The sequence below is a fragment of the Streptomyces sp. NPDC054883 genome (assembly GCF_053610645.1).
The window spans coordinates 1-13,813 of sequence record NZ_JBSGYT010000024.1 but is presented as its reverse complement, the minus strand read 5'-3'; the positions used below and the strand labels follow the sequence as shown (position 1 = coordinate 13,813).

Annotated in this window: 11 protein-coding genes; 8 read left to right on the top strand and 3 right to left on the bottom strand. The window is 70.7% G+C overall.

The window, feature by feature from the left end:
* The first annotated feature begins 260 nt into the window (after nucleotides 1-260).
* From ACWGH1_RS18995 to ACWGH1_RS18970, 6 genes are all read left to right on the top strand, one after another.
* A complete protein-coding gene (locus tag ACWGH1_RS18995) occupies nucleotides 261-1,802 on the top strand; it encodes a leucyl aminopeptidase (protein WP_453354943.1) in 1,542 nt (513 codons plus the stop codon).
* Between the two features lie 294 nt (nucleotides 1,803-2,096).
* The gene (gene lpdA / locus ACWGH1_RS18990) at nucleotides 2,097-3,485 is read left to right on the top strand and encodes a dihydrolipoyl dehydrogenase (RefSeq protein WP_453357329.1); all 1,389 of its coding nucleotides are present in this window, start codon (nucleotides 2,097-2,099) and stop codon (nucleotides 3,483-3,485) included.
* Between the two features lie 53 nt (nucleotides 3,486-3,538).
* Nucleotides 3,539-5,326, top strand: coding sequence for a 2-oxoglutarate dehydrogenase, E2 component, dihydrolipoamide succinyltransferase (gene sucB / locus ACWGH1_RS18985; RefSeq protein WP_453408839.1), 1,788 nt, complete (start codon nucleotides 3,539-3,541; stop codon nucleotides 5,324-5,326).
* 214 nt (nucleotides 5,327-5,540) lie between these two features.
* Nucleotides 5,541-6,164: a GntR family transcriptional regulator gene (locus ACWGH1_RS18980; RefSeq protein ID WP_453408847.1), complete on the top strand. Its 624-nt coding sequence runs from the start codon at nucleotides 5,541-5,543 to the stop codon at nucleotides 6,162-6,164.
* A 221-nt stretch (nucleotides 6,165-6,385) separates the two neighbouring features.
* Nucleotides 6,386-9,067 (top strand): pyruvate dehydrogenase (acetyl-transferring), homodimeric type, encoded by a 2,682-nt coding sequence (gene aceE / locus ACWGH1_RS18975; protein ID WP_453354869.1) that lies wholly within the window; start codon nucleotides 6,386-6,388, stop codon nucleotides 9,065-9,067.
* Between the two features lie 144 nt (nucleotides 9,068-9,211).
* Complete coding sequence (locus ACWGH1_RS18970; protein ID WP_453354868.1) at nucleotides 9,212-9,730, top strand: DUF4240 domain-containing protein; 519 nt, start codon at nucleotides 9,212-9,214, stop codon at nucleotides 9,728-9,730.
* A 9-nt stretch (nucleotides 9,731-9,739) separates the two neighbouring features.
* Here ACWGH1_RS18970 and ACWGH1_RS18965 read toward each other — a convergent pair whose 3' ends face one another.
* Nucleotides 9,740-10,510, bottom strand: coding sequence for an SDR family NAD(P)-dependent oxidoreductase (locus ACWGH1_RS18965; protein ID WP_453354867.1), 771 nt, complete (start codon nucleotides 10,508-10,510; stop codon nucleotides 9,740-9,742).
* An 87-nt stretch (nucleotides 10,511-10,597) separates the two neighbouring features.
* On the opposite strand from ACWGH1_RS18965, the gene ACWGH1_RS18960 reads away from it, so the two are divergent.
* The gene (locus tag ACWGH1_RS18960; protein ID WP_453354866.1) at nucleotides 10,598-11,251 is read left to right on the top strand and encodes a TetR/AcrR family transcriptional regulator; all 654 of its coding nucleotides are present in this window, start codon (nucleotides 10,598-10,600) and stop codon (nucleotides 11,249-11,251) included.
* A gap of 36 nt (nucleotides 11,252-11,287) precedes the next feature.
* On the opposite strand, the gene ACWGH1_RS18955 is transcribed toward ACWGH1_RS18960, so the two are convergent.
* Both ACWGH1_RS18955 and glnA read right to left on the bottom strand, forming a co-directional pair.
* The gene (locus ACWGH1_RS18955; RefSeq protein WP_453408838.1) at nucleotides 11,288-11,605 is read right to left on the bottom strand and encodes a MazG-like family protein; all 318 of its coding nucleotides are present in this window, start codon (nucleotides 11,603-11,605) and stop codon (nucleotides 11,288-11,290) included.
* Nucleotides 11,606-11,688: 83 nt separating this feature from the next.
* Nucleotides 11,689-13,098, bottom strand: a complete 1,410-nt coding sequence (glnA, locus tag ACWGH1_RS18950; protein ID WP_453354864.1) for a type I glutamate--ammonia ligase — start codon at nucleotides 13,096-13,098, stop codon at nucleotides 11,689-11,691.
* Between the two features lie 185 nt (nucleotides 13,099-13,283).
* Here glnA and ACWGH1_RS18945 point away from each other — a divergent pair, with 185 nt between their 5' ends.
* The gene (locus tag ACWGH1_RS18945) at nucleotides 13,284-13,751 is read left to right on the top strand and encodes an RDD family protein (protein ID WP_453354863.1); all 468 of its coding nucleotides are present in this window, start codon (nucleotides 13,284-13,286) and stop codon (nucleotides 13,749-13,751) included.
* Nucleotides 13,752-13,813: the final 62 nt, after the last annotated feature.

The window sequence follows — 13,813 nt, the reverse complement described above, 5'->3', positions numbered from 1 at the left end:
CCCCTTGCGAGAGTGGCTCGATCCTCTCGGACCTCGTCAGGTCTAAAGGGCAAACCTGGAACAGAGACCACAGATGGGTGAACCTGTCAGTGGTTCCGTCGAACAACTTGCCAAACCTTCGAGTGGCGTACGGACGACCGCGTACGCGTAGGCTCGTTTCCGGGTGCCGCCGCGCCCGAATACGATCGCTGCGGAGCGGCCGGCGACCCTGACGCGACCGCAGCGCACACATCCACAAACGGAAGCGAGACTTCACCACCGTGACTGCTCTGACTCTCAGCACTGCCGGCGCGGCGACGCTCCGCGCCGACGCCCTCGTGGTCGGCGTGGCGAAGGGCCCGAAGGGGCCTGTCGTCGCCGCGGGCGCCGAGGCCGTGGACAAGGCGTTCGACGGAAAGCTGGCCGCCGTACTCGACGCCATGGGCGCCTCCGGCGCCGAAGGCGAGGTCACCAAGCTCCCCGCGCCCGCCGGTCTCAAGGTCCCGGTCGTGCTGGCCGTCGGGCTCGGCTCCGTACCGGAGCAGGACGAGTCGTACGACGAGGAGGCCCTGCGCCGAGCCGCCGGCTCCGCCGCCCGTGCCCTGCACGGCACGAAGAAGGCCGCGTTCGCCCTGCCCCTGGACGACGCGTCCGCCGTCACCGCCGTCGCCGAGGGCGCGCTGCTCGGCGCGTACGCCTTCACCGCCTACCAGGGCGGCGCGAACAAGGTGGCCAAGAGCGGCGACAAGAACGGCGGCCCGAAGCAGCCGCTGGCCGAGGTCGCCCTGCTCGGCGCCAAGCCGCGCGACAAGGAGCACAAGGCCGCCGCCGAGCGCGCCGTCGTCGTCGCGACCGAGGTCAACGTCGCGCGTGACCTGGTCAACACCCCGCCGAACGACCTCACCCCCGAGGCCTTCGCCGCCGTCGCCACCGCGACCGCGAAGGAGAACGGCATCAAGGTCCAGGTGCTGGACGAGAAGGCGCTGGTCAAGGGCGGCTTCGGCGGCATCATGGGCGTCGGCAAGGGCTCCGAGAACCTGCCGCGCCTGGTGAAGCTGTCCTACACCCACCCCAAGGCGGAGAAGACCCTCGCCTTCGTCGGCAAGGGCATCACCTACGACTCGGGCGGCATCTCCCTCAAGCCGGCCGGCCACAACGAGACGATGAAGTGCGACATGGCCGGCGCCGCCGCCGTGTTCGCCTCGGTCGTCGCGGCCGCCAAGCTGGGCCTCCAGGTCAACGTCACCGGCTGGCTCGCGCTCGCCGAGAACATGCCGTCCGGCTCCGCGACCAAGCCCGGTGACGTCCTGCGCATGTACAGCGGCAAGACCGTCGAGGTCCTCAACACGGACGCCGAGGGCCGCCTGGTCCTGGGCGACGCGCTGACCCGCGCCTCCGAGGAGAACCCGGACGCGATCGTCGACGTGGCGACCCTGACCGGCGCGATGGTGCTGGCGCTGGGCGACCGCACCTTCGGGATCATGGCCAACGACGACGCCTTCCGCACCTCCATCCACGAGATCGCGGAGGAGGTCGGCGAGGCCTCCTGGCCGATGCCGCTCCCCGAGGACCTGCGCAAGACCATGGACTCCCCCACCGCCGACATCGCCAACATGGGTGTCCGGATGGGCGGCGGCCTGGTCGCCGGCCTCTTCCTCCAGGAGTTCGTCGGCGAGGGCATCACCTGGGCCCACCTCGACATCGCGGGCCCGGCCTTCCACGAGAGCGCCCCGTACGGCTACACCCCCAAGGGCGGCACCGGCTCCGCCGTGCGCACCCTGGTGCGGCTCGCCGAGCGGACCGCCACGGGCGACCTCGGCTGACGCCTCGGCTCCTCGTGATCACGCGCCCCGGGACCCGGACGAGGTCCCGGGGCGCGTTCGCTGTGGACGTAATCTCGACGATCAGTAGTTTTCTACGCACTGGTAACCCGCATTCCGGCAGAACGGCCGTCCCCAGCCGGGGCCCGGCGTCCCGTGTTCCCCCGACAAATGCGAAGATGGGTTCTCGGCAGGACAGGGCCCCCACCACAGGGCCGAAGAAACAAGCGGCCGAATACCAGCCGCCGCCCGGTCACAGAGGACCGGTGCCCGGCGCACATGCATGGAGGACGTGACGTGGCGAACGACGCCAGCACCGTTTTCGACCTAGTGATCCTCGGCGGTGGCAGTGGCGGTTACGCCGCGGCGCTGCGCGCCTCCCAGCTGGGTCTCGACGTTGCGCTGATCGAGAAGAACAAGCTCGGTGGCACCTGCCTGCACAACGGCTGCATCCCCACGAAGGCTCTGCTGCACGCCGGTGAGATCGCGGACCAGGCGCGCGAAGCCGCTCAGTTCGGTGTCAAGGCCTCTTTCGAGGGCATCGACATCGCGGGTGTGCACAAGTACAAGGACGACGTCATCTCGGGCCTGTACAAGGGTCTGCAGGGCCTGGTCGCCTCCCGCAAGGTGACCTACATCGAGGGTGAGGGCCGCCTCTCCTCCCCGACGTCCGTCGACGTGAACGGGCAGCGCGTCCAGGGCCGCCACGTCCTGCTGGCGACCGGCTCCGTGCCGAAGTCGCTGCCGGGCCTGAACATCGACGGCAACCGCATCATCTCCTCGGACCACGCGCTGGTCCTGGACCGCGTGCCCGAGTCCGCGATCATCCTGGGCGGCGGCGTGATCGGCGTCGAGTTCGCCTCGGCGTGGAAGTCCTTCGGTTCCGACGTCACCGTCGTCGAGGGCCTCAAGCACCTCGTCCCGGTCGAGGACGAGAACAGCTCCAAGCTCCTGGAGCGCGCCTTCCGCAAGCGCGGCATCAAGTTCAACCTGGGCACCTTCTTCGACAAGGCCGAGTACACCGAGAACGGCGTGCGCGTCACCCTCGCCGACGGCAAGGCCTTCGAGGCCGAGGTGCTGCTGGTCGCCATCGGCCGCGGCCCGGTCTCGCAGGGCCTGGGCTACGAGGAGCAGGGCGTCGCGATGGACCGCGGCTACGTCCTGGTCGACGAGTACATGCAGACCAACGTGCCGACCATCTCGGCCGTCGGCGACCTCGTCCCGACCCTCCAGCTCGCGCACGTCGGCTTCGCCGAGGGCATCCTGGTCGCAGAGCGTCTGGCCGGTCTCAAGACCGTCCCGATCGACTACGACGGTGTTCCCCGCGTCACGTACTGCCACCCCGAGGTGGCGTCCGTCGGTATCACCGAGGCCAAGGCCAAGGAGATCTACGGTGCGGACAAGGTCGTGGCCCTGAAGTACAACCTGGCCGGCAACGGCAAGAGCAAGATCCTCAAGACCGCGGGCGAGATCAAGCTCGTCCAGGTCAAGGACGGTGCCGTGGTCGGCGTCCACATGGTCGGTGACCGGATGGGCGAGCAGGTCGGCGAGGCCCAGCTCATCTACAACTGGGAGGCCCTGCCGGCCGAGGTCGCGCAGCTCATCCACGCGCACCCGACCCAGAACGAGGCCCTCGGCGAGGCCCACCTGGCCCTGGCCGGCAAGCCGCTGCACTCCCACGACTAATCGTCCCGGGCGCGACGACCACTTCCGCACTTTCGTAAGGAGCAACAGAAACCATGTCGGTTTCCGTAACCCTTCCGGCGCTCGGCGAGAGCGTCACTGAGGGCACTGTCACCCGCTGGCTGAAGGCCGAGGGCGAGCGCGTCGAGGCCGACGAGCCGCTGCTCGAGGTCTCGACCGACAAGGTCGACACCGAGATCCCGTCGCCCGTCGCCGGCATCCTGGCCTCCATCAAGGTCGCCGAGGACGAGACCGTCGAGGTCGGCGCCGAGCTGGCCGTCATCGACGACGGCTCCGGCGCGCCGGCCGCGGCTGCCGCTCCGGCCGCCGAGACCGCCCCCGCCCCGGCGCCGGAGGCCCCGCAGGCCACCCCGTCGACCGAGGTCGAGACCCCGGCTCCCGCGCCGACGGCCGAGGCGGCCGCCGGTGCCGGTTCGGCCGAGGGCACCGATGTCGTGCTGCCCGCACTGGGCGAGTCCGTCACCGAGGGCACCGTCACCCGCTGGCTGAAGCAGGTCGGCGAGTCGGTCGAGGCCGACGAACCGCTGCTGGAGGTCTCCACCGACAAGGTCGACACCGAGATCCCCGCGCCGGTCTCCGGCACCCTGCTGGAGATCCTGGTCGGCGAGGACGAGACCGCCGAGGTCGGCGCGCGGCTGGCCGTCATCGGCGTCGCCGGTGCCGCCCCGGCCGCCGCTCCGGCTCCGGCCGCCGCCCCCGCGGCTCCGGCCCCGGCTCCGGCCGCTGCTCCGGCTCCGGCTGCCCCCGCCGCCCCGGCTCCGGCTCCGGCCGCTGCTCCGGCCCCGGTCCAGGCTGCCGCTCCGGTCGCCGCCCCGGCTCCGGTGACCCCGGCTCCGGCCGCTGCCGCTCCGGCTCCGGTCGCCCCGGCCGCCCCCGCCGCCCCGGCCCAGGCCGGTGACGAGGGCGCGTACGTGACCCCGCTGGTGCGCAAGCTCGCCTCGGAGTCCGGCGTCAACCTGTCCACGGTCTCGGGCACCGGTGTCGGTGGCCGTATCCGCAAGCAGGACGTCCTGGCCGCCGCCGAGGCCGCCAAGGCCGCCGCCGCTCCGGCGCCGGTCGCCGCCGCCCCGGCCGCCGCCCAGGCCCCGGCCGCGGTGTCGGAGCTGCGCGGTCAGACGGTCAAGATGACCCGCATGCGCAAGGTCATCGGCGACAACATGATGAAGGCCCTGCACACGCAGGCGCAGCTCAGCTCCGTGGTCGAGGTGGACGTCACCAAGATCATGAAGCTGCGCGAGAAGGCCAAGGCCTCCTTCCTGGCCCGCGAGGGCGTCAAGCTCTCGCCGATGCCGTTCTTCGTCAAGGCCGCCGCCCAGGCGCTGAAGGCCCACGCGGTCGTCAACGCCCGGATCAACGACGACGAGGGCACCATCACCTACTTCGACTCGGAGAACATCGGCATCGCCGTGGACTCCGAGAAGGGCCTGATGACCCCGGTCATCAAGGGTGCCGGTGACCTCAACCTGGCGGGCATCTCCAAGGCGACCGCCGACCTGGCCGCCAAGGTCCGCGGTAACAAGATCACGCCGGACGAGCTGTCGGGCGCGACCTTCACCATCAGCAACACCGGCTCGCGCGGTGCGCTGTTCGACACGGTGATCGTGCCGCCGAACCAGGTCGCCATCCTGGGCATCGGTGCCACCGTCAAGCGTCCGATGGTCATCGAGACGCCCGAGGGCACGGTCATCGGCGTCCGCGACATGACGTACCTGACCCTGTCCTACGACCACCGTCTGGTGGACGGCGCGGACGCGGCCCGGTACCTCTCGGCCGTCAAGGCCATCCTGGAAGCCGGCGAGTTCGAGGTCGAGCTCGGCCTGTAGCCAACCGGCCGCGGCGGTAGCCGCACAGCTGTCGCGCACGGCGCCCCCGCCCGGAACCTTCCGGGCGGGGGCGCCGTCGTCGGTCCGGGCCCCGTGCCCGGTCTTGTAACGAGCCTCACCCCGGGTCCCTGACCAGGAACGCATCGCGTCGGCCGACACCGCCGTATTGTCTACGCAACAGCCCCGCGCGCCCCCAGGAGATGAAGCGCCGATGATCACCCCACCCGTCGTGCACTCGCTGCGCGAGCAGATCCGCGAGCACATCGTGGAGGGGATCGTCAGCGGCCGCTGGAAGCCCGGCGAGCGGATCGTCGAGCGGCGGATCGCGGTCGAGCTGGAGGTCAGCCAGACGCCGGTCCGCGAGGCCCTGCGCGAGCTGGAGACGCTGCGGCTGATCGAGTCGGCGCCGAACAAGGGGGTCCGGGTACGGAACCTCTCCGCCGCCGACCTGGAGGAGATCTACCCGGTGCGGGCCGGTCTGGAGCAGATCGCGGCCGAGCTGGCGGCGCCGCGGCTGGCGGTGGACTGCACGGCCCTGGAGCCGCACGTGGCGGCCCTGTGGGAGGCGGACCGGACCGAGGACGGAACCGCGCAGGTCCGGCACACGGTCGGCTTCCACCGCGAGCTGGTGCGGGCCGCCGGGAACAGCGTGCTGCTGCACACGTGGGAGAGCCTGGGCATCGAGGTGTTCACCGCCCTGTCCATCCGCTGGCTCGGGACGGTGCAGAAGTCGTACGCGGAGGAGCACGCGGCCCTGGTGGAGGCCTTCCGCAACCAGGATCCGGACATCGGCGTGCTGGTGAAGCGGCACGTCCTGGGGTGTGCCCCCCGGGCTTGACCGGGCGGCTTGTCCCGGTTTGCCCGGCACCGGGTGCCCGTTTTCATGGCACCCGGTGCCGACTTTCGCCGGATCGACATTTCTTCGCCACTTTCGTTTGATCGATCATCGATCAGCGATTTACAGTCATCGCGGACCCCTACCCGGGTCCGCCGGCCCTGTCCTGCCCGTCAGGGTTCTTCTTCACCACCTCTCCTTTGTCCGGAAGGCGGCGCACACCGATGTCCGACCCCGTAGGAAAGCTTCCGAGCGAGCTCGACCAGCTCCCGGACCGCGACACCGAGGAGACCGCCGAATGGGCGGCCTCCCTCGACGCCGTCGCCAAGGCCGCCGGTACGCGCCGCGCCGAATACCTGCTCCGTCGCACCCTCCAGCACGCCGAAGCCGCCGGCCTCGCGCTGCCGAAGCTGCTGGAGACGGACTACGTCAACACCATCCCCACCTCCGCGGAGCCCGAGTTCCCGGGTGACATGGAGCTGGAAGCCAAGATCACCGCCTGGAACCGCTGGAACGCGGCCGCCATGGTGACCCGCGGCTCCAAGTACGGCGTCGGCGGCCACATCGCCACCTTCGCCTCGGCGGCCTGGCTCTACGAGACCGGCTTCCAGCACTTCTTCCGCGGGAAGGAGGCCGACGGATCGGGCGACCAGCTCTACATCCAGGGCCACGCCTCCCCCGGCATCTACGCCCGCGCCTTCCTCGACGGACGCGTCGGCGAGCAGCAGCTCGACCACTTCCGCCAGGAGTCCGGCGGCAACGGCCTGCCGTCCTACCCGCACCCGCGGCGCCTGCCCTGGCTGTGGGAGTTCCCGACGGTCTCCATGGGCCTCGGTCCGCTCTCCGCGATCTACCAGGCGCGCTTCAACCGCTACCTGCAGAACCGCAGCATCAAGGACACCGCCAACTCGCACGTCTGGGCCTTCCTCGGCGACGGCGAGATGGACGAGCCGGAGTCGACCGCCGCCCTGGCCCTCGCCTCCCGCGAGCAGCTCGACAACCTGACCTTCGTCATCAACTGCAACCTGCAGCGCCTCGACGGTCCGGTCCGCGCCAACTTCCGCGTGGTCCAGGAGCTGGAGGCCCAGTTCCGCGGCGCCGGCTGGAACGTCATCAAGTCGCTGTGGGGCTCCGCCTGGGACGAGCTGTTCCGGCTGGACACCACCGGCGCCCTGGTACGCCGGCTGCGCGAGGTACCGGACGCGCAGTTCCAGACGTACGCGACCCGCGACGTGGCCTACATCCGCCAGCACTTCTTCGGTGCCAACGCCGAGCTCGTGCAGCTCGGCGCGGTCCTCACCGACGCGAAGATCGCCGAGTGCTTCCACAGCTCCCGCGGCGGCCACGAGCCCCGCAAGGTGTACGCCGCGTACAAGGCCGCCCTGGAGCACAAGGGCGCGCCGACCGTCATCCTCGCGCAGACGGTCAAGGGCTACACGCTGGGCGCCGGGTTCGAGTCGAAGAACGCGAACCACCAGATGAAGAAGCTGACGATCGACGAGTTCAAGGACATGCGCGACCTCCTCGGCCTCCCGATCCCCGACAGCGCCTTCGCCGACGGCCAGGTCCCGTACGGACACCCGGGCGCGGACAGCCCCGAGGTCCGCTACCTGAACGAGCGCCGCGCGGCCCTCGGCGGCCCGGCCCCGGCCCGCAAGGTCCACCACGTGGCCCTGCCGGCGCCGGCCGAGCGGTCCTTCGCCCCGCTGCTCAAGGGCTCCGGCAAGCAGGAGATGGCCACCACCATGGCCTTCGTCCGGCTCGTCAAGGACCTGATGCGGGACAAGGAGACCGGCAAGCGCTGGGTGCCGATCGTCCCCGACGAGGCCCGCACCTTCGGTATGGAGTCCCTGTTCCCGTCGGCCGGCATCTACTCGCCGCTGGGACAGACGTACGAGCCGGTCGACCGCGACCAGCTGATGTACTACAAGGAAGCCAAGGACGGCCAGATCCTCAACGAGGGGATCACCGAGGCCGGGGCCATGGCCGACTTCATCGCCGCCTGCACGTCGTACGCGACGCACGGCGAGCCGATGATCCCCTTCTACATCTTCTACTCGATGTTCGGCTGGCAGCGCACCGCCGACCAGATGTGGCAGCTCGCCGACCAGCTCGGCAAGGGCTTCATCGTCGGCGCCACCGCGGGCCGCACCACGCTGACCGGTGAGGGCCTCCAGCACGCGGACGGCCACTCGCACCTGATCGCGTCCACGAACCCGGCGTCGCTGAACTACGACCCGGCCTTCGCGTACGAGATCGCGGTGATCGTCAAGGACGGTCTGCGCCGGATGTACGGCGAGAAGCCGGAGGACGTCTTCTACTACCTGACGGTCTACAACGAGCCGAAGGTGCAGCCGGCGATGCCCGAGGGCGTCGAAGAGGGCATCCTCAAGGGCCTGTACCGCTTCAACGAGGCCTCCTCGCTGGAGTCCGCCCCGGCCGCCGACGCCCCGAAGATCCAGCTGATGGCTTCCGGTACGGCGATCCACTGGGTCCTGGACGCGCAGAAGCTGCTGGCCGCCGACTGGAACGTGGCCGCCGACGTCTGGTCCGCCACTTCCTGGGGCGAGCTGCGGCGCGACGCGCTGGAGTGCGACGAGGCGCTGCTGCGCGGCGAGATGCGCACCCCCTACGTCACGCGCGCGCTGGAGGGCGTCACCAGCCCCGTGCTGGCCGTCTCCGACTGGATGCGTCAGGTTCCGGACCAGATCAGCCAGTGGGTGGAGCAGGACTACACCTCCCTGGGTACGGACGGCTTCGGCCTGTCCGACACGCGCGAGGGCGCCCGCCGCCACTTCGGCGTCGACGCGCAGTCGATCGTGGTGGCCGCGCTGGCCCAGCTCGCCCGCCGCGGCGAGGTCCCGGCGTCCGCCATCAAGGAAGCCCGGGAGCGCTACGGCCTGTAGGCCCGCGCGTCGCCGGTGAGGCGGTCCGCCCCCGTGGGGGCGGGCCGCCTCGTCCCTTTTTGCGGCCACCCGGGGGGCGTTCACCGGTCTTTGGCCGTATGAGCGGTGGCGGCGCGGGGGTGGACCCGTGATGCTGGAGCCGTGATGGACGAGACGGAGTTCTGGGAGATCGTCGACAGTACCCGCGAGGCCGCCGAGGGCGACCCCGAGGAGCACGCCGAGCTGCTCGTGGAGCGGCTGGCCCAGCTCGACCCGGACTCCGTGCTCGATTTCGCGCGGCATTTCGAGTCCCGGTACAACCGGGCGTACACGTGGGACCTGTGGGGTGCGGCGTGGGTGCTGCTCGACGGGGCGAGCGATGACGCGTTCGACTACTTCCGCTGCTGGCTGATCGGCCAGGGCCGGGAGGTCTTCGAGGGCGGGGTGCACGATCCGGACGCGCTGGCGGAGCTGCTGGGCGACTTCGACGAGGAGATCGACGGGGACGGCGAGGAGCTGGGGTTCGCGGCCGACGAGGCGTACGAGCAGCTGACCGGCTCGGTGGCGCCGGACCTGGGCGTGGCGCTGCAGCCGGCCGAGCCGGAGGGCGCACCGCTGGACTTCGAGGACGAAGCCGTGCTCGCGGAGCGCTTCCCCCGGCTGTGGGACCGGTTCAGGAGCTGAGGCCGGCGCTCAGCAGTGCGTGCCGCCGTCGATGCGGATCTCCGTACCGGTGATGAACGCGCCGTCCTCGGAGCCCAGCATCGCGACGACGCCGGCCACCGTCTGCGGGCCGGCGAAGCCCTGGCCGAGGGCCGGGGCGAGCTTGGTGAACAGGCTCCAGTCGGTGTCCTCGGGCAGGCCGGGACCGTTGCCGGTGGTCATGCCGCTCTCGATGGATCCGGGGGCGACGGCTACGAAGCGCAGCCCCTGCTTGCTGTATTCGGCGGCCAGGGCGTGGGTCATCGACTGGATGCCGCCCTTGCTGGCCGCGTAGGCGGACATGTAGGGGTGCGCGAAGGACGCCGAGGTCGAGCTGAAGTTGACGACGACCGGCTGCTCGCCCTCCAGCAGGGCCGGGAGGGATTCGCGGATCATCAGGAAGGTGCCGGTCAGGTTGACCGAGATGACCTTGTTCCAGAAGTCGAGGGTGGTCTGGTGGGTGTGCGCGGAGCGCAGGATGCCCGCGGCGTTGACCAGGACGTCCAGCCCGCCGAGGGCGCCGACGGCCGCGGTGACGCCCGCCTTGACCGACTGCTCGTCGGATATGTCGAGCAGGGCGGTGGTCAGGCGGTCCGCGTACCCGTCGGCGGCCGCCTGGTCGGCGGTGGCCTTCAGGCCGGCTTCGTTGACGTCCACGGTGTGGACGCGGCCGCCCTCGGCGAGGATGCGGTGGACGGTGGCCCGGCCGATGCCGGAGCCGCCGCCGGTGATGAGGACGCGACGTCCTTCGTAACGGTTCATGGGAGGAGCGTACCGAGGAGATGGCACGTTTTGCCATAGTGGCGTGGATTGCAATCGCTTGGTGCGGCGGACGGTAGGCTGCACCTCGTGAGATCCCCTCGTCCGTACGCTCCCCAGGCCGGCCCCGGAGCCCAGTCGCTGACCGAGCGCCGCAAGGCGGCCACCCAGCTCGACATCGCCCGCGCGGCCTGTGAGCTCTTCGCCGAGCACGGTCCCGACGGCACCACCGCCGAAGACATCGCCCACCGGGCCGGTGTGGCGCTGCGCACCTTCTACCGCTACTTCCGCAACAAGCAGGAGGCCGTGGCCCCGCTGCTGGCCGGCGGCGGCGACGCCTGGCGCGCGCTCCTCGCCGAGGAGGATCCCGGTACCCCGCTCGCGGAGGCGCTGGACCGTGCCGTGACCCGCTCGCTCAGCGACCTGCCGGCCGTCGAGGAGGGCCTGGAGGTCACCCGCGGCCTGCTCCGCGCGGCGGCGACCGACGAGGCCCTGCGCGGGGTCTGGTACCGGGTCAACCAGGACTCCGAGGAGCGGCTGGTCCCGGTCATCGCCCGGCTGGCCGGCCCGGAGGCCGACCCCGTCCAGATCCGCCTGCTGGCCGCGGCCGCGACCGACTCGATCCGGATCGCCCTGGAACTCTGGGCGGCGACGGACGCCCCGGCCTCGGGCCCCGGCTCGCCCGCCGAGCTCGCCCTGCGCTGCCTCCACGCCCTGACGGGCGCCACTCCCCTCCTCCCCTGACCCGGCCGCGGGGCCGGGCGTCGCCGGACCCGGGCGTCACAGGAAACGGGCGGACTTCTCCCGGAGGTGGGCGGCGAAGAAGGCCGCCGCATCGGGCCGCATCCGCGCGAGGGCGACCATCGCGGTGACGAGCACGTCCGCGACCTCCGCCTCCACGTCCTCCCAACTGTGCGAGGTGCCCTTGCGCGGGTTGGTCCCCCTGGCCCCGATGACGGCCTGCGCGGCCTCGCCGAACTCCTCGCCGATCTTGAGGATCTGCAGCGTCACGCTCTCCTCGTGCGCCACCCCCCGCTCCCGGTCGTGCTCGTCGAAGCGGGCCGCCAGCGCGGCAACGGTCTTCCAGGAATCGTCCATGCCCTGAACCTAGGGGGTGGCGCCCGGAAACGGCGGAGCCCCGCGCCTCTCCGGGGAGAGGGGCGGGGCTCCGTCAGCGCGGCTTAGAGGTCGAAGTAGAGCTCGAACTCGTGCGGGTGCGGGCGCTGCGCGATCGGGGCGATCTCGTGCGTGCGCTTGTAGTCGATCCAGGTCTCGATCAGGTCGGGGGTGAAGACACCGCCGGCCAGGAGGTACTCGTGGTCCTCCTCCAGGGCCTTGAGGACGTCCTCGAGGCTGGTCGGGACCTGCGGGACGCTCGCGTGCTCGTCCGGGGAGAGCTCGTAGAGGTCCTTGTCGATCGGCTCCATCGGCTCGATCTTGTTCTTGACGCCGTCGAGGCCGGCCAGCAGCAGGGCCGAGAACGCCAGGTACGGGTTCGAGGACGGGTCCGGGGCGCGGAACTCGACGCGCTTGGCCTTCGGGTTCGAGCCGGTGATCGGGATGCGCATGGCCGCGGAGCGGTTGCGCTGCGAGTACACCATGTTGACCGGGGCCTCGAAGCCGGGCACCAGGCGGTGGTAGGAGTTCACCGTCGGGTTGGTGAACGCCAGCAGCGACGGGGCGTGCTTGAGGATGCCGCCGATGTAGTAGCGGGCGGTGTCCGACAGACCCGCGTAGCCGGCCTCGTCGTAGAACAGCGGCTCGCCGCCGTTCCACAGCGACTGGTGGACGTGCATGCCCGAACCGTTGTCGCCGAAGATCGGCTTCGGCATGAAGGTCGCGGTCTTGCCGTTGCGCCAGGCGACGTTCTTCACGACGTACTTGAAGAGCATCAGGTCGTCGGCCGCGGCCAGCAGCGTGTTGAACTTGTAGTTGATCTCGGCCTGGCCGCCGGTGCCGACCTCGTGGTGCTGGCGCTCGACCTGGAGGCCCTGGGCGTCGAGCTCCAGGGAGATCTCGGCGCGCAGGTCCGCGAAGTGGTCGACCGGGGCGACCGGGAAGTAGCCGCCCTTGTAGCGGACCTTGTAGCCGCGGTTGTTCTCCTCGGAGCCGGTGTTCCAGGCGCCGGCCTCGGAGTCGATGTGGTAGAAGGACTCGTTCGCGGTGGTCGCGAAGCGGACGCTGTCGAAGACGTAGAACTCGGCCTCGGGCCCGAAGTACGCGGTGTCGGCGATGCCGGTGGAGGCGAGGTACGCCTCGGCCTTCTTCGCGATGTTGCGCGGGTCGCGGCTGTAGGCCTCGCCCGTGATCGGGTCGTGGATGAAGAAGTTGATGTTCAGCGTCTTGTCACGGCGGAACGGGTCCAGGCGCGCGGTGCTGATGTCGGCGCGCAGAGCCATGTCGGACTCGTGGATGGCCTGGAAGCCGCGGATCGAGGAGCCGTCGAAGGCCAGCTCGTCAGCCGGGTCGAACGCCCGCGCCGGGATGGTGAAGTGCTGCATCACACCAGGCAGGTCACAGAAGCGGACGTCGACGAACTTGACGTCGTTCTCCTCGATGTACTGCTTCACTTCGTCGGCGTTCTGGAACATCCAACTCCTCCTACTCCCGGCCCCGGGGCAGGGACGGGCTGTATAGCTCGTGGTGCGTCAGTGCGGTGCCGCACGCTGACCCGACCATAAGCAGACGGGATTTCTCAAGCATGACCCATTTGTTTCGCACAAGTTAACCAGGGCCCCGTCCAGGTCGCATGGAGCGCCACCGGTACCGTGGTCGAGTGGACAACAGGCAAGCACTCGGATCCTGGCTCTCCGGCCCCCGCGCGGCCGCCGAGGAGATGGGCGTCGACTTCGGTTACCGCGGCCAGCGCCTCGGGCTGCCCCGGTCGGGGCCCGGCTCCGTGGCGCGGTTCGGGCGCCGGCTCGGCGCCGTCGCCATCGACTGGGTCGGCTGCCAGCTGATCGCCTACGGGCTGATCACGCACGGCGACCTGGGCGCCACGGGCAACTGGACGCTGGCCGTCTTCGTGGCCCTGTCGGTGCTGACCGTCGCCACCGTGGGGTTTACCCCCGGCAAGCGGATTCTCGGCCTCCGGGTGGTCGCGGAGGACGGCGGCCGCCTCGGCGTCCTGCGGGTGCTGCTGCGCACGGTCCTGCTGGCCCTCGTCATCCCGGCGCTGGTCTGGGACCGGGACGGACGCGGCCTGCACGACCGGCTGGCGCGCGCCGTCCAGGTGCGCATGTAAGCGGATCGCATACGACGTGGGGCGGGCCCCCCCCCGGGGGGGGGGGGGGGGGCCCCCACGCG

What these genes read in the sequence shown, in the direction of transcription:
- ACWGH1_RS18965 (WP_453354867.1), bottom strand. Translation starts at nt 10,510, where the DNA reads ATGAACCGTTACGAAGGACGTCGCGTCCTCATCACCGGCGGCGGCTCC.
- glnA (WP_453354864.1), bottom strand. Translation starts at nt 13,098, where the DNA reads ATGTTCCAGAACGCCGACGAAGTGAAGCAGTACATCGAGGAGAACGAC.
- aceE (WP_453354869.1), top strand. Translation starts at nt 6,386, where the DNA reads ATGTCCGACCCCGTAGGAAAGCTTCCGAGCGAGCTCGACCAGCTCCCG.
- ACWGH1_RS18970 (WP_453354868.1), top strand. Translation starts at nt 9,212, where the DNA reads ATGGACGAGACGGAGTTCTGGGAGATCGTCGACAGTACCCGCGAGGCC.
- ACWGH1_RS18955 (WP_453408838.1), bottom strand. Translation starts at nt 11,605, where the DNA reads ATGGACGATTCCTGGAAGACCGTTGCCGCGCTGGCGGCCCGCTTCGAC.
- sucB (WP_453408839.1), top strand. Translation starts at nt 3,539, where the DNA reads ATGTCGGTTTCCGTAACCCTTCCGGCGCTCGGCGAGAGCGTCACTGAG.